Genomic DNA, 22,138 nt, shown 5'->3' with positions numbered 1-22,138 from the left:
GCCTGGCGGAAAGGCCGGAGTATAACAGAGCAATCACTCTGCGCCGCTTTCCTGCTGCTCAACGGTGCGTACGGGCAGGGCTGATGCGCTGGTTTGCGGGCTGCTGCCTGCATATTTGGCGCTCAAGGCCGCGTAGGCAGGCTCTTGCTTGAAGCGTTTGAGTTCGGCGGCGAAGCGTTGCACCAGCAAATCCATGCCCGCCCCGCGGCGCACGGCCAGGAACTGAGGCTGGCTGCTGACTACCTGGGGAGCCTGGGTGACCTGGTCCTCAAGTCCAAGGGCCTTGAGTACATGCTGGCCAACCCGACGGTCCGTGATCACCAGGTCGATCCGGCCAAGGGCCAGTTTGCCGAAGTTGGCCTCATGGCTGGCGGCCGGCTCCTGCTTGAAGAGGGTGGACTCGCTGAATTCGGCGCCATAGAGGTAGCCTGGCGAGGTGCCGATGGTCAGGCCGCGCAGGTCGTCGAAGGTCTGGAACGGGTGTGGGCGCTGATTGGCGTAGAACAGCACGAACTCCACCTCGGACAGCGGCTCGCTGGGGTACAGCAGCACCGCGTCGCGTTCATGGCTATGGAAAATATCCAGTGCGCCGTCGGCCTGGCCCTGGTCGAGCATCGCCAGGCAGCGCTTCCAGGGCAGGAATTGCCAATCCACATCGATGCCCAGGCGCTGGAACACGATCACCGTGGTCTCGTAGTCGAGCCCGCGCATGGTGCCGTTGTCGTCGTAGACGTAAGGCGCCCAGGGCTCGGTGACAATGCGCAGTTTCTCGCCATGGGCACCGAGGCTCAGGCAAGCGAAAAGAACAGCAGTCAATAACCGGAAAGTGACAGGCATACCCTGAGATTACGACTGTATCGGGCTAAAGAGAAGCTCTGGCACAGTGATCTGCGGGCGCCCGCCAGGTTTACTTGTCCGGAGATTTGATCAGGTGTTCGTAGATCGCCTCGCGCCGCTCGCCGAGAATCAGCCGCACCACGGGATTGCCAAACCAGTGCTCCAGCAGATGGGCATCCACCGGTCGGCCCTGGCGCTCTTCCTGGTTTTGTCGGGCCTTGTCCCACCAAACCGGGCCACACGCCTGGTCGAACTCGTTTTCATGTTCGTAGCAGCCGTAGAGGATTTCCCGGATGAACTGCTGTTGGTGCTTGGGCAGTGCCAGGGTGATCAGCTTGTACATCAAGCGTTGCAGACGAGGCGGGCGGGGCAGGTGGGCGGAAACCTGGCGCGTGTCATCGAGGGCCGTGGCGCTGGTGGGGTTTGCCCCATGCTTGGCGATCCACGCCTTGACCTTGGCCCGGAACAGCTGCTTGCGGCTCCAGTAATGGTGGATCAGGTCCGGGCATTCGCGCACGTTGAGGGTGCGATAGGCGGCAATGGACAGGCAGAACTCTTCCAGGGTGTAGGCGCCCTGGGCATGGGGAAACAGTTTGTCCATCAAATCGATCGAGCGGTCGAGGATGTGCGCGTCCTGCTGCGTCAGGCCCATGACCCCTGAATTGAGGGTCATCATGTCATCGTCGGCCACGCCCATGTCCAGCAGGCGCTGGTACAGGGCGCTGTACAGAATGCTTTCGTGGTTGTCGCCGTACTTGGTGTAGAAGGCGTTGCACAGCAGGGTGCCCGGCTGCACGCGTTCAAACAGCGCCAGGGGCGAATGATGGAAAAACGTATCGGTGTCGATCAGCAGCGCCACTTCGGATTCTTGCAACACTTGCCGCAGCACCACGTGCTTGGTGCGAAAGTGATAGCCGTGAGGCTCGCTCCAGCGTTTGCGCGTGGCTTCGTCCAGCGGGCGTACCCGTACCGGCAGCAGGCGGTAGGGCTCGGGGTTGTCGGTGAAGACCTGGATGTCGATGCCTGTGTCCGGCTCGTCCCGCAGGAACGACAGGGCGCTGGCGATGCTGAATACCGCTTCCTGATGGTAAGTCTCTGCGCCGAACACCAGGTAGACCAGTTGCGGGCGGGACGTCGGGGCGGTTGTATTCATGGACTGCAGAATTCCGTGGGCGTTTAGAACGGCAAAGGCCCTCATTATGAGGGCCTTTGCATTTCGGCACAGACCTTAGCGTGGCAGCTTCAGGTTGTTCCAGACAGCGAGGCTTGGCTCAGCCTGGTTCAGGGTATAGAAGTGCAACCCTGGCGCGCCACCTTGCAACAATTGTTCACACATTTCGCTGATGACCTGTTCGCCGAACGCCTGGATGCTCTTGACGTCGTCGCCGTAGGCTTCCAGTTGTTTACGAATCCAGCGTGGGATTTCCGCGCCGCAGGCGTCAGAGAAGCGCGCCAGTTTGCTGTAGTTGGTGATCGGCATGATGCCCGGCACGATCGGAATGTTCACGCCCATCGCTTGTACACGCTCAACGAAGTAGAAGTAGCTCTCTGCGTTGAAGAAGTACTGGGTGATCGCGCTGTTGGCGCCGGCGTTGGCCTTGCGCACGAAATTCTGCAGATCGTCTTCGAAATTGCGCGCCTGGGGGTGCATCTCCGGATAAGCGGCCACTTCGATGTGGAAGTGATCGCCGGTTTCTTCGCGAATGAAGCTCACCAGGTCATTGGCGTAGCGCAGCTCGCCGCTGGCCATGCCCATGCCGGACGGCAGGTCACCGCGCAGGGCGACGATGCGCTTGATGCCGGCTTGCTTGTATTGGGTCAGCAGGCTGCGCAGGTCGGCCTTGCTGTCGCCCACGCAGGACAAATGCGGAGCTGCAGGTACTTTGACTTGGCTTTCCAGCTGCAGCACGGTGTTGATCGTGCGATCGCGGGTGGAGCCACCGGCACCGTAGGTGCAGGAGAAGAAATCGGGGTGGTAGCTGGCCAACTGCTTGGCAGTTGCCATCAGTTTTTCATGCCCAGCATCGGTCTTGGTCGGGAAGAACTCGAAGCTGTAGCGACGGTCTTGGGACATGGTCATACCTATGGAAACTCATAAAGCCAGAAGGTGCACACCGTCAATGTGGGAGCGGGCTTGCTCGCGAAGGCGGTATGTCAGTAGTAGATAAGTCGACTGACACACCGCCTTCGCGAGCAAGCCCGCTCCCACAAAAGCCTGCCCCCACATGGGGAGCAGGCAGCAGGCAAATCAGTAGCGGTAAGCGTGCGGCTTGAACGGGCCTTCGACCGTCACGCCGATGTAGTCGGCCTGGGTCTTGGTCAGTTGAGTCACTACGCCGCCGAAGCCGCGGACCATTTCCAGGGCCACTTCTTCGTCGAGTTTCTTCGGCAGTACTTCCACGGTCAGGCGCTCGGCTTTCTGGGCGGGCGACAGGTCGGCGTATTTCTGGCCGAACAGGAAGATCTGGGCCAGTACCTGGTTGGCGAACGAGCCATCCATGATGCGGCTTGGGTGGCCAGTGGCGTTGCCCAGGTTGACCAGACGGCCTTCGGCCAGCAGGATCAGGTAGTCATCGTTCTGCGGGTCGAAATCGCCAGCACCGGTACGGTGAACCTTGTGTACCTGTGGCTTCACTTCTTCCCATGCCCAGTTCTTGCGCATGAAAGCGGTGTCGATTTCGTTGTCGAAGTGACCGATGTTGCACACCACGGCGCGCTTTTTCAGGGCCTTGAGCATGTTCGAGTCGCACACGTTCACGTTGCCGGTGGTGGTCACGATCAGGTCGATCTTGCCCAGCAGGGCCTTGTCGATGCTGGCTTCGGTGCCGTCGTTCTGGCCGTTGATGAACGGCGAAACCACTTCGAAACCGTCCATGCAGGCTTGCATGGCGCAGATCGGGTCGACTTCGGAGACTTTAACGATCATGCCTTCCTGACGCAGGGACTGGGACGAACCCTTGCCCACGTCACCGTAGCCGATCACCAGCGCTTGCTTGCCGGACAACAGGTGGTCGGTGCCGCGCTTGATCGCATCGTTCAGGCTGTGACGGCAGCCGTACTTGTTGTCGTTCTTGCTCTTGGTCACCGAGTCGTTGACGTTGATGGCCGGGATTTTCAGCTCGCCCTTGGCCAGCATGTCCAGCAGGCGGTGAACGCCGGTGGTGGTTTCTTCGGTCACGCCGTGGACGCGGTCGAGGATCTGCGGGTATTTCTTGTGCAGCAGCTCGGTCAGGTCGCCGCCGTCGTCGAGGATCATGTTGGCGTCCCATGGCTTGCCATCCTTGAGGATGGTTTGCTCCAGGCACCACTCGTACTCTTCTTCGGTTTCGCCTTTCCAGGCGAACACGGCGATACCGGCAGCAGCGATAGCGGCAGCGGCCTGGTCTTGAGTCGAGAAAATGTTGCAGGACGACCAGCGTACTTCGGCACCCAGGGCAACCAGGGTTTCGATCAGCACGGCAGTCTGAATGGTCATGTGGATGCAGCCGAGAATCTTCGCGCCCTTGAGCGGCTGCTCAGCGGCGTACTTGCGACGCAGGCCCATCAGGGCTGGCATTTCGGATTCGGCGATAAAGGTTTCGCGACGGCCCCAGGCAGCGAGGGACATGTCGGCGACTTTGTAGTCGGTAAAACCTGCAGGCGTGATTACAGCGCTCATGAAGAGCCTCCATTCGTAGTGTGCGAATGGGCGCCGTTGTGCGTTTAGTATCCAGCTGGCTAACCAGGCCGGACAACGCCCCATCCGAGCCTGACAGGTCGAGCCTGCTGCAGCGCCCCTCGGACAGGTGGCGGGAGAACGGTATCAATCGAAGATGACCGTTTTGAAGCGGAGGCGATTATAGCCGCCTGCGCCTGACTTCTAAAGCCTTTCTGTCGGCGGCATGAAGATCGCTCATGGGGTTGATAGGCAATGGCTCATAGAGCTTGGGCCCGGCCTCTGCCATGATGTTGCCCATCATTTCGCAACACGCTTTGGAGTGAACATGAACTTCCACACCCGCAAATGGGTAAAACCCGAAGACCTCAACCCCAACGGCACCCTGTTCGGTGGCAGCCTGCTGCGCTGGATCGACGAAGAAGCGGCCATCTACGCGATTGTCCAGTTGGGCAACCAGCGGGTGGTGACCAAGTACATCTCCGAAATCAACTTCGTCAGCGCCTCGCGCCAGGGCGACATCATCGAACTGGGCATCACCGCCACCGAGTTCGGTCGCACCTCCATCACCCTGACCTGTGAAGTGCGCAACAAGATCACGCGCAAGAGCATTCTGACGGTGGAAAAAATGGTCTTCGTGAACCTGGGTGAAGACGGTCTGCCGGCGCCCCACGGCCGTACCGAGATCAAGTACGTGAAGGATCAGTTCCAGTCGGAAGGCCTCGGCGAGTAATCCTGCGCAGGGCCAGTGAACGCTCTTGATCAACCATAGGTCGTACCTGAACATCGCCCCCCGTTCAGGTATCACCATGGCCACGCAAGAAGACGGCAAGACCCCCAATCTGTCGCAGGAAGAGCAGCACGACGTCGACAAGAACCAGCCGCCTCGCGCGGCGGTTCTGCATGAAATCATCCGCACTCAAGGCGATCAGGAACTGGAGCGCAACGTCGCCGCGTTGTGGTGGTCGGCGCTGGCCGCCGGCCTGACCATGGGCCTGTCACTGATGGGCATGGGCTTGCTCAACTCGCGCCTGCCGGATGGCGAAGAGTTCAAGGTGATCACCAGTTTTGGTTACTGCGCCGGCTTTCTTGCCGTGATCCTCGCCCGTCAGCAGTTATTCACCGAAAACACCCTGACCGCGGTGTTGCCGGTGATGAGCAAACCCACGCTGAAGAATTTCGCACGCCTGCTGCGTTTATGGGCCGTGGTGCTGGTGGGCAACCTGTGCGGCACCTTGCTGGTGGCGTACGTGATGCTGCACTTGCCGATCTTTGACACCAAGACCGACCTGGCCTTCCTGGAAATCGGGCGCAAGGTCATGGAAAACGACGCCTACCAGATGTTCGCCAAGGGCATCGTGTCGGGCTGGATGATCGCCACCATGGTGTGGATGATCCCCTCCATGGAAAGCGCCAAAATCTGGATCATCATCCTGATCACCTACCTGATGGCACTGGGAGACTTCACCCACATCGTGGTGGGCTCGGCGGAAGTGTCGTACCTGGTATTCGCCGGCGAGCTGCCGTGGAAAGACTTCTGGCTGGTGTTCGCCGGGCCGACGCTGGCGGGCAATATCATCGGCGGCAGCTTTATCTTTGCGCTGATCAGCCATGCGCAGATTCGCAGCGAAAGCAGCCTGCCGGGCAAAGCCGCTGCGGACCCTAGGCATCCGCAGCAGATCAACAAGGGTCAGTGAGTCTCCGGCGCCGCAGCAGGCGCCGGCTCATCCTTGGTCACATGCTTGACCAGCTTGCCGATGCTCAAGCCCTGCAACAGGATCGAAGACAGCACCACGATGTAGGTGATGCTCAGCAGCAAGTCACGCTCCGGGCCCAGTGGCAGGGCCAGGGCCAGTGCCACGGAAACCCCGCCGCGCAAGCCGCCCCATGTGAGGATGCGGATGGTGCCGCGGGGCACCGTGCGCCAGCGCCGCAGCAGCAGGATCGCCGGGGCCACCGTCAGCAGGCGTGACAACAGGATTGCCACGGCCAGCAAACTGGCGGCCAACACGTGCAGCCAGTTGAACGGCAACAGCAGCAGTTCCATGCCGATCAGCGCAAACAGCAGGGCGTTGAGCATGTCATCGAGCAGTTCCCAGAAACCGTCCAGGTAGCGCCGGGTCATGTCGTTCATCGCCAGCTTGCGGCCGAGGTTGCCGATGATCAGGCCCGCCACCACCATCGCAATCGGTGCCGAGACGTGCAGTTCAGTGGCCATCGCCGAGCCGCCGATCACCAGGGCCAGGGTCAGCATCACTTCGATCTGATACTGCTCGATGCTCTTGATCATCAGATACACGATGTAGCCGATCAGCCCGCCGAACACCACGCCGCCAATCGCCTCATGGGCAAACAGCATGGCCGTGGCGCCGACCGTAGGCGTCTCGCCCAGTTGCGCGATGCCCAGCAACACGGTGAACACCACCACCGCCGTGCCGTCGTTGAACAGCGATTCGCCGACGATGGTGGTTTTCAGTGGTTTCGACGCATTGGCGGTCCGCAGCACACCGAGCACGGCGATCGGGTCGGTGGGGGAAATCAGCGCGCCGAACAGCAGGCAGTACAGGAAACTCACGTGCCAGCCGAACAGGGCAAAGATGTAGAAGGCCAGGCTGCCGATCACCACCGTGGCAATCAATACGCCGAAGGTGGCAAGCAGGCCGATGGGCCAGCGGTAGCTGCGCAGGTCGCTCAGGTTGACGTGCAAGGCGCCGGCGAACAGCAGGAACGAGAGCATCCAGTTCATCAGCAGGTCGCCGAAGTCGATCTGGCCGATCAACTGCTGGATGCGCTCTTCAAGGCCGGGGTAGCCGATAAAGCTCAAGCCTTGCAGCAGCAGGGAAAACATCAGTGCCGTGACCATCACACCGATGGTGGGCGGCAGGCCGATGAAGCGGTAGTTCACATAGGTGAGCAGGGTGGTGAGGCAAATAAACGCAGCGACAAGTTCAAGCATCCGGGGTCCTTGGATGGAGGAGTGAGTAGAGATCATATGTGGGAGCTGTCGAGCCCCAGCGAGGCTGCGATGGCATCACCTGGGTGAGGCTGCAAGACCGCAGCGCCTGTATCGCAGCCTCGCTAAAGCTCGACAGCTCCCACACAGAACACATTTATCAGTTGGCTACGTTGACCGCAGCAGGGCGACGACGTTGCAGGTCGATGAACAAAAGTGCCGCCACCACCATCCCGCCGATCCAGGCGCCGAGCGGCAGGTGAGGTTCTCCTTCGGTAATCGCGACGCTCTGATCAGGCATACGCAGGCCGACGCCCGGATCGGCGAAGATCGGGCAGCAGCAAAAATTTATTGGTCCAGGTCTTTGCGCAACTGAGTGCGGCGTGGTCGGCTTTAGTATAAACAGGTGCTGAAATATGGCGAATCAATTCCGCTTTTTATGACTGGGGAGTCACCGTGATTGCAACAGCTCTGGTACTGGTAGCGGCGTTGTTGCATGCGACGTGGAACACCTTGATCAAATTCAGCGGCGAGCGCCTGTTGGTCATCGCGTGCATGGACACGGTGGCGTTGCTGTTTGTGGTGCTGGCGGTGGGGTTTGTATCGTTTCCGCCACTGGAAATCTGGCCGTGGATCATCGCCTCGGCGTTGTTTGAATTGCTCTACCGCTACCTGCTGATCCAGGCCTATCGCGTGGGTGACCTGGGCCTGGTGTACCCATTGATGCGCGGCTTGTCGCCTTTGGTGGTGCTGGCGCTGACGCTGGTGTTTGCCGGTGAGGTGCTCAGTCCCCAGCAGATTCTCGGCATTCTGCTGATTCCGTTCGGCATGCTGTGCCTGTTATGGCAGGGCGGCGGTGGCGACCGGTTGCCCTGGTCGATGCTGCCGGTGGTGGCGTTGATCGGCCTGTGTATCGGTTGCTACACCTTCCTCGATGGCCAGGCATTGCGCCGTTGGTCACACCCGCTGGACTACCTGGTGTGGCTGACGCTGATAAGCGCATGGCCGTTTCCGTTGCTGGCGATGGTGCGCAAACGGGCGGCGTTCGGGCTGTTCTGGCGCACGCAGTGGCGGCTGGGGCTGAGTGTCGGGTTGTGCGTGTTGTTGAGCTACGCTCTGGTGCTTTGGGCCATGCAGTTGGGCTCGATTGCCGAAGCCGCTGCGCTGCGCGAAGTCAGCGTGATCCTGGTGGTGCTGTTCGGCATGCGTTACCTGAAAGAACCTTTCGGCCGCCCACGGCTCATAGCCTGTGGGTTGGTGCTGATCGGCATGTTCGTGATGAAACTCTAACCGTCGGATAAAACTAAAAAAGGAATGGGTTATGACAGTCGCTTTCTGGTGTGTGTTGATCGCAATTTTTCTGCCGTACCTGTGCACGGGCGTGGCCAAGTTCAGCGGCGGCAAGTTCGGGCCCCGGCAGAACCATGACCCGCGGGCGTTCCTCGACACCCTCGAGGGGTTTGCCAAGCGCGCCCACAGTGCGCAACTCAACAGCTTCGAAGTGACCCCGGCCTTTGCGGCGGCGGTGATCATTGCCCATCTGGCTGGCGTTGCGTCGCTGGTGACGATCAACGTCCTGGCGGTGCTGTTCATCACCAGCCGGTTGCTCTACATCATCTGCTACCTGGCGGACTGGGCGATGCTGCGGTCGGTGGTGTGGGCGGTAGGGATGGCGTTGATTGCGAGCTTCTTCTTCGTCTCGATCTGAAGCCTGACACTGTTCAAGTGTGGGAGCGGGCTTGCTCGCGAATGCGGTGTGTCAGTCACCGGATGTATCGACTGATCCACCGCATTCGCGAGCAAGCCCGCTCCCACACAAGCCCGCTCCCACATAGACCTTGGTGTTCTTCAGGTGCCTGTCGGCGCGTCCGGCACTTTTGGCAACGCTGCGCCTTTGGGCCACAGCATCCAGATCTGGCCCTGCTGCTTCATGTTGCCCGCCAACTCACCAGCGGCATCACCGGTTCCCCAGAACAGGTCGGCCCGCACTTCGCCGGTAATTGCACCACCGGTATCCTGCGCAGCCACCGGGCGGGCAATCGGCGCACCATCCGGTCGGGTAGTCGACAGCCATAACAGGCTGCCCAGTGGAATCACCTTGCGATCCACCGCAACGCTATACCCCGCAGTCAGCGGCACGTTCAGCGAGCCACGCGGGCCTTCGTTGCTGTCGGGGCGGGCACTGAAGAACACGTAGCTGGGGTTGCTTGCCAGCAATTCAGGAATACGCTGCGGATGCGCCTTGGCCCAGGCCGCGATGGCGCCCATGGTCACGTCTTCTTTTTTCAGCTCGCCCTGCTCCACCAGCCAGCGGCCGATGGGGCGGTACGGGTAACCGTTCTGGTCGCCGTAACCCACCCGCAATTGGCGGCCGTCGGCCAGTTGGATACGACCTGAACCCTGGATCTGCAGGAATTGCAGGTCCATCGGGTTGGTCAGCCAGGCGATGGGCTTGGCGGTGGAGCCTTGGTGGTTGATGGTGCTGGCGTCGTCATAGGGTTTGAGTACCCGGCCTTCCAGGCGACCGCGCAGGCGCTTGCCCTTGAGCTCCGGGTAGATGCTTTCCAGGTTGACGATGATCAGGTCATCCGGCACGCCGAACACCGGTACATGGGCGGTGGCGGTTTCGGTGAGGCTGCCGGGGTAAACCGGTTCGTAGTAGCCTGTGATCAGGCCGTTGGGGCTGTTGTCTGCCGAGCGCAGGCCGTAGACGTCGAGGTTGGCCTTGAGGAAGTCACGAATCGCCACTGCGGTCGACGGCACGGTGGCCGATGCCGCGCACGTCGCGCCCCATACCGGGTCAGTCTTGAGGCGTTGACAGGCACTGCGCCAGGATTCGAAGCCGGCTTGCAGGTCGCTGTCCGACACGGCCGGCAGGTTTTCCCAGGTGGCGCCGACGTAGGTAGCAATGGCGTGGGGCTTGGCTTTTTCGTCCTTGCCGGTGTCGCAACCGGCCAGCAGCGCGATCATTGGCAGGGCCCACACGAGGCGGCGCCAAGGCTTAAAACGGGTATTCATACACAAAATTCCTGAAGCGATTGCTCGTATCGGCTGGCGTTCGAGCAACCCTTATTATTAATAGGGGTATTGGTCTTTGCGGGCGGGGCGAGGATACTGGCCGCCGTTTCCCGTGACCTTGAGCCATCATGACTTTTAAAAGACTGACCGTTGTATTGCTGGCCTGCCTGACACTGTCCGCCTGCGGCGGGGTTGATCCGAATTCGCCCCTTGGCCAGCGCAAGGCCATTTTCAAGCAGATGCTCAAGACCGGCGAAGACCTGGGCGGCATGTTGCGTGGGCGCATTCCATTCGACGGCGGCAAATTTGCCGAAGGCGCGGTCAAGCTTGATGCGTTGTCCCACGAACCGTGGAAACATTTCCCGAGCGTGCGTGAAGAAGACCACACCAGCGCCAAGGACGACGTGTGGCAGCAGCAGGCACGCTTCCAGGAAATGGCTCGAAACCTTGAAACGGCCACCGGTGAATTGGTGATCGCCAGCCAGGTCCAGCCCTACAAGGCCAGCAACCTCGGGCCGGCGGTGCAGAAAGTCGAAGATGCCTGTACCGCGTGCCATAAACAGTTCCGCGATCACTGAGGCCGTCTTACTTGTCCAGTTCGTCCAGGGCTTCCTGCAAGTCCTTGCGTGACTGGGCCAGCTTGTCCTTGCGCTTGTTGATCTTGTCGGAGTCACCCTTCTTCATGGCCTTGTCGAGGTCAGCCTGACGGCGGCTGACCTCGTGCTTGGCGTCGAGCACCTTGTTTTCCCGCTCCTTTTTCAAGGAGGCATCGGTGCAGTTGGCGGTGACTTCACTCAAGGCTTTTTCCAGGCCGGCTTGTTGCTCACTGTTGCCGTGGGCCTTGGCTTGTTCGATCTGGGTGTTGATGGACTCGCGCTTGGCGGCGCAGCCTGTGAGTGGCGCAGCTTCCTCGGCTGCCAGCAATGGCGCGGACATAAGGGTAGCGACGGTCAACAGGGCAAAAGGTGCAAGAAATTTCATAAAGGCTCCAAGGCAAACAAGGTCGCAATCAGGTGGGCAGGATGAATTCTGCCGGCACCGGTTAATGCCGTCGGGCAGAGGTCAAAAACCATCTATCCCGGCAGCCCGTAATGTTTCACTCAAGGCCAGTACCTGCGGGTCGCGAAAAAAAGCGCTCAGTTGCGCCGCGCGACCCGGGCCTATGCCGTCTTCGGCCAGCCAGGCTTGAGTGTCTCTGGCGGCCAGGGTTTGCCAGCCGCCTTGTAGATTGTTGCGCGCCGTGGGCGGTACTCCCAGGGCCATCAGCCATTGCGCGAACGGTCGCTGCCGGGCGCTGCGCAAGCTGTCGAGTAAACGCGCACTGCTGCGTTCGCCGAAGCCATCAATGTTAGCAAGCTCTGCCTCATCCAGGGTTAACCAATCGAGCAGGCCGTCGATCAGGCCGGCCTGGATCAAGGTGTTCCAGGTTTCGCGGCCGATGTGTGGCAGGGCCAGGCCCTGGGCGCCGCTCAGCCAGGTCAGGCGCGCGAGCAGCTGTTCTTCGCAACCCGGGGCCAGTTGCCAGCAACTCAAGGGGTGGAAGTCCCTGGCCTGCGGGACCTGCAACTCGGCCCGTGGCTGGCTGCGCAGGATGACGCGGTCAAGGCGTGGGATGACGTGCCCGGCGAGGCTGATGGAGACCTGGTCGCCAGTACGGATATCCAGTTCCCGCCAGCGTTTCAGCGAACCGACACTGACCCGGCTGATCTTCCGGTCATCGAGCAGTACCGGTTCCAACTCCAGGATGGAGGTGATGCGCCCGGTGCGGCCAATCTTGAAGTGCACCTTGCGCACATGGGCCAATGCCTTGGCCACCGGGTACTTCCAGGCAACCGCCCAGTAGGGCGCGCTGACCCGCCAGCGCTCGGCCGGGGCCCGCTGGCCTTGATGCAATACCACGCCGTCGCTGGCGAAGGGCAGCGGGTGGCTGTACCAATAGCTGCGCCAGTGCGCCGCTTCGGTAATGTCCTTGATCGGGTGGCTGTAGCGCCCGCTGTCGGTGAAGCCCCACTGCGCCAGCTGGCTCAGCCGCTCGGAAAAGTCATCGGGGCCCTGGGGCCAGGCCCAGACAAACAGACCGATATTGGCGGCCTCGGCGTCGCTCAACTGCCGGCGATTCATCAGCCCGGCCACTTTGCCGCGGGCGCCGAGGCCACCTTTGGCAGCTTGCACATGGTCATTCAGTCGCCAATAGAGTTCGCCCTGCAACAACAGGTCAACGGACTCGGGCAGTTGCTGCACGATCCCCGGAATCCGGCGGGCGGAGGCTGACCAATCCTGGCCCAGCCGGCCATCGCCGCGACTGATGACCCGGCTCAACCGGCCCTTGCGGTAAACCAGCGTGACGGCGACGCCATCGACCTTGGGCTGGATCCACACGTCCTGGCGAGTCTCCAGCCAGGTTTGCACGGCGTTATCGTCCAGCAGTTTTTCCAGGCCGGTGTGGGGCGTCGGGTGGGCGGTCGTGCCTCGCGCGCTGCCCAGCGGGTCGTCCGTGACTGGGGCGGAGGGAGTGAAACACCTGCGCCATTGGGCAAGGCGCTGGCTGGCCTGGTCATACAGCTCATCGCTGATCAATGACTGGCCGAGCCGGTGGTAGCTGTCATCCCACAAGCGGATTTGTTGCGCCAGGGTGCTGATCTGGGCCCGGGCGTGATCGGCCTCCCAGTCGGGGCACTCCTGCGACCACGCAGTGAGCGGCGAGAAGCTGAGTAAAAGGAAAAACAGCCAGCGCATAAGTGACGTCATCATGAGCATCCTTGCTCTGAAAAGGGCGCCCAGCCTAAGCCATCCCTGCGGGCATAAAAAAGCCCCGCAACCGCGAGGCTTTTTACCCGATGTTTCTGCTCGCTTGAACAGAACGCCGGGGCTTTGTGTACACCGTAGGACGATTACAGGCCGGCGGCAGTACGCAGGTCGTTGGCACGGTCGGTCTTTTCCCAGGTGAACGTAGTGAACGTGTCGTTGCCGACAGTCTTCTGCTCAGGGGTACGACCGAAGTGGCCGTAGGCCGCAGTTTCCTGGTACATCGGGTGCAGCAGGTCGAGCATGGTGGTGATTGCGTACGGACGCAGGTCGAAGATCTCACGCACCAGCTTGACGATCTTGTCGTCGCTGATCTTGCCGGTACCGAAGGTGTTCAGCGAGATCGACGTAGGCTGGGCCACACCGATTGCGTAGGACACCTGAATCTCGCAACGCTCGGCCAGGCCGGCGGCCACGATGTTCTTGGCCACGTAACGACCGGCGTAGGCCGCCGAACGGTCAACCTTGGATGGATCCTTGCCGGAGAACGCGCCACCGCCGTGACGGGCCATGCCGCCGTAGCTGTCGACGATGATCTTGCGACCGGTCAGGCCGCAGTCGCCCACCGGGCCACCGATGATGAACTGGCCGGTCGGGTTGATGTGGAACTGGGTGTCCTTGGTCAGCAGTTCGGCAGGCAGCACGTGCTTGACGATCAGCTCCATGACGCCTTCGCGCAGGTCGGCGTAGGAAACGTCCGGGTTGTGCTGGGTCGACAGTACCACCGCGTCGATGGCGACGACTTTGCCGCCTTCATAACGGCAGGTCACCTGGGACTTGGCGTCCGGGCGCAGCCATGGCAATGCACCGGATTTACGGGCTTCGGCCTGGCGCTTCACCAACTGGTGGGAGAAGGTGATCGGTGCCGGCATCAGCACGTCGGTTTCGTTGCTGGCATAGCCGAACATCAGGCCCTGGTCGCCGGCGCCCTGATCTTCAGGCTTGGCACGGTCGACACCCTGGTTGATGTCAGGGGACTGCTTGCCGATGATGTTCATCACGCCGCAGGTCGCACCGTCGAAGCCGACGTCGGAGCTGTTGTAGCCGATGTCGATGATCACATCACGCACGATCTGCTCCAGGTCTACCCAGGCAGAGGTGGTGACTTCGCCGGCGATGATCGCCACGCCCGTTTTCACCAGAGTCTCGCACGCCACTCGGGCGAACTTGTCTTCAGCGATGATGGCGTCCAGCACCGCGTCAGAGATCTGGTCGGCGATTTTGTCCGGATGCCCTTCAGACACGGACTCGGAGGTGAAAAGGGAGTATTCGCTCATCTCGATGTTTTCCTGATATTTACCGATGGTGAGTGTCGCCAGCCGGCCGCTGAAAATGGCGGACCTGAATCTGGAAACCATTACGTAAACCTACATAGAGGCTTTCCCCGGGAACGAGTCCCGCAGCGGTGGCCCAACGGGCCAGATCGTCCTGTTCAAAACCCAGCCAGAGATCACCGCAGGCTTCCCTGGCCCAACTCTGGTTGTGGCTGCATAAATCCGTGACCAACAGGCTGCCGCCTGGTTGCAGCAAATTCGCCATCTGCCTGAGGGCGTCTGCCGGGGCGGCGAAATGGTGCAGGACCATGTTCAGCACCACGCAATCGGCCCGCAGGCTGGTGTCATTCAGGGCGTCCGCCAACTGCAGGTGGACATTGCCCAGCGCTTCGCGCTCACACAATTGGCGGGCCAGCTCCAGCATCGCCGGGCTGTTGTCCAGCGCCGTGACCTGATGAAAGCGCCGCGCCAGCTCCGGCAGGAAGCCGCCATCACCCGGGCCCACTTCAACCGCCGTAGCCTCATCACTGAAGCTCAGCTTGTCCAAAAGTGCCAGCACGCTTTCGCGGTATTGCGCCAAGCCGGCGATCAGATCCTGCTGGGCGCGAAACTTCTCGGCTACCCGTGAGAAAAAGTCCTGGCTGGCGGCAGCACGTTGCCCGTGCACCTGGCTGATGCGCGACTGCACGTCAGCCGGCAGCGCCAGGCTGTCTATTTCTTCGAGCAGAGCGGCGTGCAGCTTGCCGCCCAGTTGCTCGGTGTGGGGCAGGGCGCGACGGTAAAAAATCGCATTGCCCTCGCGGCGGGTCGCCACCAGGTCGGCCTGGGCCAGTACCTTCAAGTGGTGGCTCATGCCGGATTGGCCGATGGCGAAGATCTGCGCCAGCTCCAGCACCCCGAACGAATCGTTGGTCAGCGCGCGCAACACATTCAGGCGCAACGGATCGCCACCGGCCTTGCACAGGGCCGCCAGCTCGTCGCTGTCGTCGGGTCGAATGGAAGGTGCGCTCAGGTTCATAAGGCCAGCAGTCTAGTGACGGTGGGAAAACCCCGCAAGGGCAATATCAAAAAGTTTTGATATTGGTCGATAATCGGTGGTTATAAGCAGCCGCTATAACCCATGGACGAAGCGGGGGGCGGTTTCTCCAGTCAATCCGCAGGAAAAACACCCCCAAGTGACTATCTGTCATTGCCCCGAGGGCCGTGGCTGAGGGAAAATGCCGATCCTTTTTTCCGTTTCTTTTATTCAACCTCCAGGAGATCAGCGATGCCCAGCCGTCGTGAGCGTGCCAACGCCATTCGTGCCCTCAGCATGGATGCCGTGCAAAAAGCCAACAGCGGCCATCCCGGTGCCCCGATGGGCATGGCGGATATCGCCGAGGTACTTTGGCGTGACTACCTGAAACACAACCCGAGCAACCCGTCGTTCGCCGACCGTGACCGGTTCATCCTGTCCAACGGCCACGGCTCGATGCTGATCTACTCGTTGCTGCACCTGACCGGCTACGACGTCACCATCGACGACCTGAAAAACTTCCGCCAGATCCACAGCCGCACCCCGGGCCACCCGGAATACGGCTACACCCCTGGCGTTGAGACCACCACCGGTCCACTGGGCCAGGGCCTGGCCAACGCCGTGGGTTTTGCCCTGGCTGAAAAAGTGCTGGCTGCGCAGTTCAACCGCCCGAACCACAACGTTGTCGACCACCACACCTACGTGTTCCTCGGTGATGGCTGCATGATGGAAGGCATTTCCCACGAAGTCGCCTCCCTGGCCGGTACCCTGGGCCTTGGCAAGCTGATTGCCTTCTACGATGACAACGGCATCTCCATCGACGGCGAAGTCGAAGGCTGGTTCACCGACGACACGCCTAAGCGTTTCGAAGCCTACAACTGGCAGGTGATCCGCAATGTCGACGGTCATGACCCGGAAGAAATCAAGATTGCGATCGAGACGGCCCGCAAAAGCGAGCAGCCAACCCTGATCTGCTGCAAGACCACCATCGGCTTCGGTTCGCCGAACAAGCAAGGCAAGGAAGACTGCCACGGCGCCCCACTGGGTGACGCGGAAATCGCCCTGACCCGCGCTGCGCTGAAGTGGAACCACGGCCCGTTCGAAATCCCGGCTGACATCTACGCCGAGTGGAACGCCAAGGAAGCCGGCCTGGCGGTCGAAGCCGAGTGGGACCAGCGTTTCGCGGCCTACTCCGCCGAATTTCCTGAGTTGGCCAACGAACTGGTTCGCCGCCTGGCCGGTGACCTGCCTGCCGACTTCGCTGAAAAGGCCTCGGCCTACATCGCCGAAGTGGCGGCCAAGGGCGAAACCATCGCCAGCCGTAAAGCCAGCCAGAACACCCTGAACGCGTTCGGCCCGCTGCTGCCTGAGTTCCTCGGCGGTTCGGCTGACCTGGCCGGTTCCAACCTGACCCTGTGGAAAGGTTGCAAAGGTGTCTCGGCGGAAGACGCCAGCGGCAACTACATGTACTACGGCGTGCGCGAGTTCGGCATGAGCGCCATCATGAACGGCGTTGCCCTGCACGGCGGCCTGGTGCCTTACGGCGCGACCTTCCTGATGTTCATGGAATACGCGCGCAACGCCGTACGCATGGCGTCGTTGATGAAGAAGCGTGTGATCTTCGTCTACACCCACGACTCCATCGGCCTGGGCGAAGACGGCCCGACGCACCAGCCGGTCGAGCAATTGACCAGCCTGCGCACCACGCCGAACCTGGACACCTGGCGCCCATCGGACGCGGTCGAATCGGCTGTGGCCTGGAAGCACGCAATCGAGCGCAAGGACGGCCCTTCGGCGCTGATCTTCTCCCGTCAGAACCTGCAGCACCAAACCCGCGACGCGGCGCAGATCGAAGGCATCAGCCGTGGTGGCTACGTGCTGAAAGACTGCATCGGCGAGCCGGAGCTGATCCTGATCTCCACCGGTTCCGAAGTGGGCCTGGCGGTTCAGGCTTACGACAAGCTGACTGCCGCCGGTCGTAACGTGCGTGTGGTTTCCATGCCGTGCACCAGCGTCTTCGAAGCCCAGGACGCCGACTACAAGCAATCGGTGTTGCCGTTGCAGGTCAGCGCACGTATCGCCATCGAAGCGGCTCACGCCGACTACTGGTACAAGTACGTGGGCCTGGAAGGTCGCGTGATCGGCATGACCACCTACGGTGAGTCGGCGCCGGCGCCAGCGTTGTTCGAAGAGTTCGGTTTCACCCTGGAAAACATCCTGGGTCAGGCTGAAGAGCTGCTGGAAGACTAAAAGCTCGAACGCGGTGACCCTTTGGTTGCCGCATCCACTGTAGGAGCGAGCTTGCTCGCGAAGATCGTCAACGATATCGCAGCGTTTCTGGTTTAACGCGGCGCTCTCGGGTTCTTCGCGAGCAAGCTCGCTCCTACAATGGTTTGTGTCGCCCACAATGCGAGAACCCCATGCCTCAACCGCGTCCCTACAAAGTTGCACTCAACGGCTACGGCCGGATTGGTCGTTGCGTCTTGCGTGCTCTGTTCGAGCGAGGGCCGGCGGCCGGGTTTGAAATTGTCGCGATCAACGATCTGGCGGACATGGCCAGCATCGAATACCTGACACGCTTTGACTCCACCCACGGCCGGTTCCCCGGCGAAGTGCGGGTCGAGGACGATTGTCTGCATATTAATGGCAACTGCGTGAAGGTCCTGCGCAGTGCCACCCCTGAGGGCATCGACTGGGCGGCGCTGGACGTCGACCTGGTGCTGGAATGCTCCGGTGCCTATCACACCCGTGCCGACGGCCAGCGGTTTCTCGACGCCGGCGCACCACGGGTCCTGTTTTCCCAGCCGATGGCCAGCGAGGCGGATGTCGACGCCACCATCGTCTACGGCGTGAACCAGGATTGCCTGACCGGTGCCGAATTGCTGGTGTCCAACGCCTCCTGCACCACCAACTGCGGCGTGCCGCTGTTGCGCCTGCTGGACCAGGCGATTGGCCTGGAATACGTGTCGATCACCACCATTCACTCGGCAATGAACGATCAGCCGGTGATTGACGCTTACCACCATGAAGACCTGCGCCGTACGCGTTCGGCGTTTCAGTCGGTGATTCCGGTGTCCACCGGCCTGGCGCGCGGTATCGAGCGACTGTTGCCGGAACTTGCCGGGCGAATCCAGGCCAAAGCCGTACGGGTACCGACGGTGAATGTGTCTTGCCTGGACATCACCATGCAAACCGTCAGCGACACCGATGCCGGCGAAGTCAACCGGATCCTGCGCGACGCCGCCACCAGCGGCCCGCTCAAAGGCCTGTTGGCCTACACCGAGTTGCCGCACGCCAGCTGTGATTTCAACCACGACCCGCATTCGGCCATCGTCGATGCCAGCCAGACCCGCGTTTCCGGCCCACGGCTGGTGAACATCCTGGCGTGGTTCGACAACGAATGGGGTTTTGCCAACCGAATGCTGGACGTTGCAGAACACTATCTGCAAACAGCCTCTCCACAACTTTAGCTCTCAGGAATTGCCCCCCATGACCGTGTTGAAGATGACCGACCTCGATCTGCAAGGTAAGCGCGTACTGATCCGCGAAGACCTCAACGTCCCAGTCAAGGACGGTGTTGTCACCAGCGATGCGCGAATCCTGGCCTCGCTGCCGACCATCAAGCTGGCCCTGGAAAAAGGTGCGGCCGTGATGGTCTGCTCCCACTTGGGTCGTCCGACCGAAGGTGAATTCTCGGCAGAAAACAGCCTCAAGCCTGTAGCTGAATATTTGAGCAAGGCCCTGGGCCGCGACGTGCCGCTGGTAGCCGACTACCTGAACGGTGTGGACGTGAAGGCTGGCGACATCGTGCTGTTCGAAAACGTGCGCTTCAACAAGGGCGAGAAAAAGAACAGCGACGAACTGGCCCAGCAATACGCTGCCCTGTGCGACGTGTTCGTGATGGACGCCTTCGGCACCGCGCACCGTGCCGAGGGTTCGACCCACGGCGTGGCCAGGTTTGCCAAAGTTGCCGCAGCTGGCCCGTTGCTGGCGGCTGAACTGGACGCACTGGGCAAGGCCCTCGGCGCTCCGGCCCAACCGATGGCGGCCATCGTTGCCGGCTCCAAGGTGTCCACCAAGCTCGACGTGCTGAACAGCCTGAGCCAGATCTGCAACCAGCTGATCGTCGGCGGCGGCATTGCCAACACCTTCCTGGCCGCTGCCGGTCACCCGGTGGGCAAATCGCTGTACGAACCGGACCTGCTGGACACCGCCCGCGCCATCGCCGCCAAGGTCAGCGTGCCGCTGCCGGTAGACGTGGTGGTGGCCAAGGAATTCGCTGAAAGCGCCGAAGCCACCGTCAAGCTGATCGCTGACGTTGCCGCTGACGACATGATCCTGGACATCGGCCCGCAAACGGCAGCCAACTTCGCTGAACTGCTGAAGTCGTCCAAGACCATCCTGTGGAACGGCCCGGTCGGCGTGTTCGAGTTCGACCAGTTCGGCAACGGCACCAAAGTGCTGGCCCACGCCATCGCTGAAAGCTCGGCATTTTCCATCGCTGGCGGTGGCGACACCCTGGCGGCCATCGATAAATATGGCGTTGCTGACCAGATCTCCTACATTTCTACGGGGGGTGGTGCGTTCCTCGAATTCGTTGAAGGCAAGGTACTGCCGGCTGTCGAAGTGCTGGAAAGCCGGGCCAAGGGATAAGGCACTTGCTGAGGAAAAGGAGCATTCCGATGATCAGGTCGTTGGCACTGGTGATTGCAGCGGGCCTGCTGGCCGGCTGCGGCAGCACGCCGAAAGCGGCGCCCGAGTCTGAAAAGGCCGGGGCGGCTCGGCAAAAGAGTTGCTATCAGGCTGACTGGCAAGCCGAAACCATGCCGGTGATCAACAAGCGCATCGGGCCGGACGGGTTGGAGAAATACGACTCTGCGCCCAACGGTCAGGAACAGGGTTGCCCTTGACGGGTCTGATTCACTAACCGACAGCAGCGGTGGCCGCAGGTCGCCGCTTGAGGACTGGCAATGAAAGGCGTTTTCGCCCTGGCGGCACTGGCGTTATTGGCCGGATGCACCAACCTGAACATGTTCGACAAGAAGGCAGAGCCGGCAGACAAGTGGACCACCTGGACGTGTGACAGCCAGGCGCAAGTCAACTGGCGCTTTGCCGACCAGGCCCGCACCCAGGTGGATGTGCGCCTCGGCGGCTCGGACCAGGTGTATCGCCTCAAGCAGGATGTGGCGGCCTCGGGCGTGCTGTACAGCGACGGCCAGTTGGCGTTTCACACAAAAGGTGAGGAAGGCCTGGTTTACTGGGTTGCCACCGATGATTTGATCGGGCGCGGCTGTAAAGCGCAATAACACGCCGCGATCACCTGTAGGAGCCGGCTTGCCGGCGATAGCGTCAGCCGCCATCGCCGGCAAGCCGGCTCCTGCAGACAGGTTTAACGATTAAGCAGGGCAGGCTTTGAAAGCCTGACCTTCAATAACTTGAATAGCAGCCGCCGCTACGGCAGGCTTGCACGATTAACGACCCTCGACCGGGAGAGAGACTCACAATGGCACTTATCAGCATGCGCCAGATGTTGGACCACGCAGCCGAATTCGGCTATGGCGTTCCAGCCTTCAACGTCAACAACCTTGAGCAGATGCGCGCCATCATGGAAGCCGCTGACAAGACTGACTCTCCAGTGATCGTCCAGGCTTCGGCCGGCGCGCGCAAATACGCCGGTGCCCCGTTCCTGCGTCACCTGATCCTCGCCGCGATCGAAGAATTCCCGCACATCCCGGTGTGCATGCACCAGGACCACGGCACCAGCCCTGACGTGTGCCAGCGCTCCATCCAGTTGGGCTTCAGCTCGGTAATGATGGACGGTTCCCTGGGCGAAGACGGCAAGACCCCGACCGACTACGAATACAACGTACGCGTCACCCAACAAACCGTGGCCATGGCTCACGCCTGTGGCGTTTCGGTTGAAGGCGAGCTGGGCTGCCTGGGTTCCCTGGAAACCGGCATGGCCGGTGAAGAAGATGGTATCGGCGCCGAAGGCGTGCTGGATCACAGCCAAATGCTGACCGATCCGGAAGAAGCCGCCGACTTCGTGAAAAAGACCCAGGTTGACGCCCTGGCCATCGCCATCGGCACCAGCCACGGCGCCTACAAATTCACCAAGCCACCTACCGGCGACGTGTTGGCCATCGACCGCATCAAGGAAATCCACAAGCGCATCCCTAACACCCACCTGGTGATGCACGGTTCTTCCTCGGTACCGCAAGAGTGGCTGGCGATCATCAACCAGTACGGCGGCGACATCAAAGAAACCTACGGCGTGCCGGTTGAAGAAATCGTCGAAGGCATCAAGTACGGCGTGCGCAAGGTCAACATCGACACCGACCTGCGCCTGGCCTCCACCGGTGCGATGCGTCGCCTGATGGCCACCAACCCGAGCGAATTTGACCCACGTAAATTCTTCGGCGCTACCGTGACGGCCATGCGTGACGTGTGTATCGCGCGTTATGAAGCCTTTGGTACTGCGGGTAATGCTTCGAAGATCAAGCCGATCTCGTTGGAAGCGATGTACCAGCGTTACCTGAAAGGTGAGTTGAACGCCAAGGTCAACTAAGCCTTACGCGTTA

At 61.1% G+C, this 22,138-nt stretch carries 22 protein-coding genes and 1 riboswitch; of the genes, 11 read left to right on the top strand and 11 right to left on the bottom strand.

Going from position 1 to position 22,138, the window contains the following annotated elements; genetic code table 11:
- Window positions 1–33: 33 nt before the first annotated feature.
- The 4 genes from V6607_RS30710 to ahcY form a co-directional block, all read right to left on the bottom strand.
- Window positions 34–837 carry a transporter substrate-binding domain-containing protein gene (locus V6607_RS30710; protein ID WP_087693230.1) on the bottom strand — a complete coding sequence of 268 codons (804 nt, stop codon included), beginning with the start codon at window positions 835–837 and terminating at the stop codon, window positions 34–36.
- A gap of 70 nt (window positions 838–907) precedes the next feature.
- Window positions 908–1,990 carry a hypothetical protein gene (locus V6607_RS30705; RefSeq protein ID WP_134327453.1) on the bottom strand — a complete coding sequence of 361 codons (1,083 nt, stop codon included), beginning with the start codon at window positions 1,988–1,990 and terminating at the stop codon, window positions 908–910.
- Window positions 1,991–2,065: 75 nt separating this feature from the next.
- The gene (metF, locus tag V6607_RS30700; RefSeq protein WP_008434100.1) at window positions 2,066–2,911 is read right to left on the bottom strand and encodes a methylenetetrahydrofolate reductase [NAD(P)H]; all 846 of its coding nucleotides are present in this window, start codon (window positions 2,909–2,911) and stop codon (window positions 2,066–2,068) included.
- 174 nt (window positions 2,912–3,085) lie between these two features.
- Window positions 3,086–4,495: an adenosylhomocysteinase gene (ahcY, locus tag V6607_RS30695; RefSeq protein WP_003216850.1), complete on the bottom strand. Its 1,410-nt coding sequence runs from the start codon at window positions 4,493–4,495 to the stop codon at window positions 3,086–3,088.
- Between the two features lie 21 nt (window positions 4,496–4,516).
- Window positions 4,517–4,622, bottom strand: a riboswitch (S-adenosyl-L-homocysteine riboswitch).
- 198 nt (window positions 4,623–4,820) lie between these two features.
- Between ahcY and V6607_RS30690 the strand changes: the two genes are divergently transcribed.
- Both V6607_RS30690 and V6607_RS30685 read left to right on the top strand, forming a co-directional pair.
- Window positions 4,821–5,225, top strand: a complete 405-nt coding sequence (locus tag V6607_RS30690; protein WP_003216852.1) for a hotdog domain-containing protein — start codon at window positions 4,821–4,823, stop codon at window positions 5,223–5,225.
- A 76-nt stretch (window positions 5,226–5,301) separates the two neighbouring features.
- Entirely contained in the window at window positions 5,302–6,189 is an 888-nt protein-coding gene (locus V6607_RS30685) for a formate/nitrite transporter family protein (RefSeq protein ID WP_134327452.1), read from the top strand.
- Here V6607_RS30685 and V6607_RS30680 read toward each other — a convergent pair.
- Both V6607_RS30680 and V6607_RS30675 read right to left on the bottom strand, forming a co-directional pair.
- Window positions 6,183–7,448: a sodium:proton antiporter gene (locus V6607_RS30680; RefSeq protein WP_008434094.1), complete on the bottom strand. Its 1,266-nt coding sequence runs from the start codon at window positions 7,446–7,448 to the stop codon at window positions 6,183–6,185. The genes V6607_RS30685 and V6607_RS30680 overlap by 7 nt on opposite strands.
- 157 nt (window positions 7,449–7,605) lie before the next feature.
- The gene (locus V6607_RS30675) at window positions 7,606–7,746 is read right to left on the bottom strand and encodes a hypothetical protein (RefSeq protein WP_166742182.1); all 141 of its coding nucleotides are present in this window, start codon (window positions 7,744–7,746) and stop codon (window positions 7,606–7,608) included.
- A gap of 155 nt (window positions 7,747–7,901) precedes the next feature.
- Between V6607_RS30675 and V6607_RS30670 the strand changes: the two genes are divergently transcribed.
- Both V6607_RS30670 and V6607_RS30665 read left to right on the top strand, forming a co-directional pair.
- Window positions 7,902–8,735 carry an EamA family transporter gene (locus tag V6607_RS30670; protein WP_008434089.1) on the top strand — a complete coding sequence of 278 codons (834 nt, stop codon included), beginning with the start codon at window positions 7,902–7,904 and terminating at the stop codon, window positions 8,733–8,735.
- Window positions 8,736–8,766: 31 nt separating this feature from the next.
- The gene (locus V6607_RS30665) at window positions 8,767–9,153 is read left to right on the top strand and encodes an MAPEG family protein (protein ID WP_003216858.1); all 387 of its coding nucleotides are present in this window, start codon (window positions 8,767–8,769) and stop codon (window positions 9,151–9,153) included.
- A gap of 140 nt (window positions 9,154–9,293) precedes the next feature.
- On the opposite strand, the gene V6607_RS30660 is transcribed toward V6607_RS30665, so the two are convergent.
- A complete protein-coding gene (locus V6607_RS30660) occupies window positions 9,294–10,463 on the bottom strand; it encodes an MltA domain-containing protein (protein WP_102604137.1) in 1,170 nt (389 codons plus the stop codon).
- A gap of 128 nt (window positions 10,464–10,591) precedes the next feature.
- Between V6607_RS30660 and V6607_RS30655 the strand changes: the two genes are divergently transcribed.
- Window positions 10,592–11,041 carry a cytochrome c gene (locus tag V6607_RS30655; RefSeq protein ID WP_008434083.1) on the top strand — a complete coding sequence of 150 codons (450 nt, stop codon included), beginning with the start codon at window positions 10,592–10,594 and terminating at the stop codon, window positions 11,039–11,041.
- Window positions 11,042–11,048: 7 nt separating this feature from the next.
- Here the strand turns inward: V6607_RS30655 and V6607_RS30650 are convergent, their stop codons facing one another.
- The 4 genes from V6607_RS30650 to V6607_RS30635 form a co-directional block, all read right to left on the bottom strand.
- Window positions 11,049–11,444, bottom strand: coding sequence for a DUF1090 domain-containing protein (locus tag V6607_RS30650; RefSeq protein WP_134327451.1), 396 nt, complete (start codon window positions 11,442–11,444; stop codon window positions 11,049–11,051).
- A gap of 81 nt (window positions 11,445–11,525) precedes the next feature.
- Complete coding sequence (gene ligB, locus V6607_RS30645) at window positions 11,526–13,211, bottom strand: NAD-dependent DNA ligase LigB (protein ID WP_134327708.1); 1,686 nt, start codon at window positions 13,209–13,211, stop codon at window positions 11,526–11,528.
- Between the two features lie 143 nt (window positions 13,212–13,354).
- Window positions 13,355–14,545, bottom strand: a complete 1,191-nt coding sequence (gene metK, locus V6607_RS30640) for a methionine adenosyltransferase (protein ID WP_003216863.1) — start codon at window positions 14,543–14,545, stop codon at window positions 13,355–13,357.
- A 19-nt stretch (window positions 14,546–14,564) separates the two neighbouring features.
- Window positions 14,565–15,560, bottom strand: a complete 996-nt coding sequence (locus V6607_RS30635; protein WP_003216864.1) for a metalloregulator ArsR/SmtB family transcription factor — start codon at window positions 15,558–15,560, stop codon at window positions 14,565–14,567.
- Between the two features lie 249 nt (window positions 15,561–15,809).
- Between V6607_RS30635 and tkt the strand changes: the two genes are divergently transcribed.
- The 6 genes from tkt to fba all read left to right on the top strand — a co-directional run bounded on the left by tkt (window position 15,810) and on the right by fba (window position 22,125).
- Window positions 15,810–17,807 carry a transketolase gene (tkt, locus tag V6607_RS30630; protein WP_008434079.1) on the top strand — a complete coding sequence of 666 codons (1,998 nt, stop codon included), beginning with the start codon at window positions 15,810–15,812 and terminating at the stop codon, window positions 17,805–17,807.
- A 170-nt stretch (window positions 17,808–17,977) separates the two neighbouring features.
- Complete coding sequence (gene epd, locus V6607_RS30625; RefSeq protein WP_008434077.1) at window positions 17,978–19,027, top strand: erythrose-4-phosphate dehydrogenase; 1,050 nt, start codon at window positions 17,978–17,980, stop codon at window positions 19,025–19,027.
- Between the two features lie 19 nt (window positions 19,028–19,046).
- Window positions 19,047–20,210 (top strand): phosphoglycerate kinase, encoded by a 1,164-nt coding sequence (locus V6607_RS30620; RefSeq protein WP_134327450.1) that lies wholly within the window; start codon window positions 19,047–19,049, stop codon window positions 20,208–20,210.
- Window positions 20,211–20,239: 29 nt separating this feature from the next.
- The gene (locus V6607_RS30615; RefSeq protein ID WP_008434073.1) at window positions 20,240–20,467 is read left to right on the top strand and encodes a hypothetical protein; all 228 of its coding nucleotides are present in this window, start codon (window positions 20,240–20,242) and stop codon (window positions 20,465–20,467) included.
- Window positions 20,468–20,527: 60 nt separating this feature from the next.
- Window positions 20,528–20,863: an MliC family protein gene (locus V6607_RS30610; RefSeq protein ID WP_003216869.1), complete on the top strand. Its 336-nt coding sequence runs from the start codon at window positions 20,528–20,530 to the stop codon at window positions 20,861–20,863.
- A 197-nt stretch (window positions 20,864–21,060) separates the two neighbouring features.
- Window positions 21,061–22,125, top strand: a complete 1,065-nt coding sequence (fba, locus tag V6607_RS30605; RefSeq protein WP_003177554.1) for a class II fructose-bisphosphate aldolase — start codon at window positions 21,061–21,063, stop codon at window positions 22,123–22,125.
- Window positions 22,126–22,138 lie beyond the last annotated feature (13 nt).

It is taken from the genome of Pseudomonas sp. KK18 (assembly GCF_037094675.1).
GTDB lineage: Bacteria > Pseudomonadota > Gammaproteobacteria > Pseudomonadales > Pseudomonadaceae > Aquipseudomonas.
This window is presented reverse-complemented; position numbering and strand designations above follow the sequence as displayed.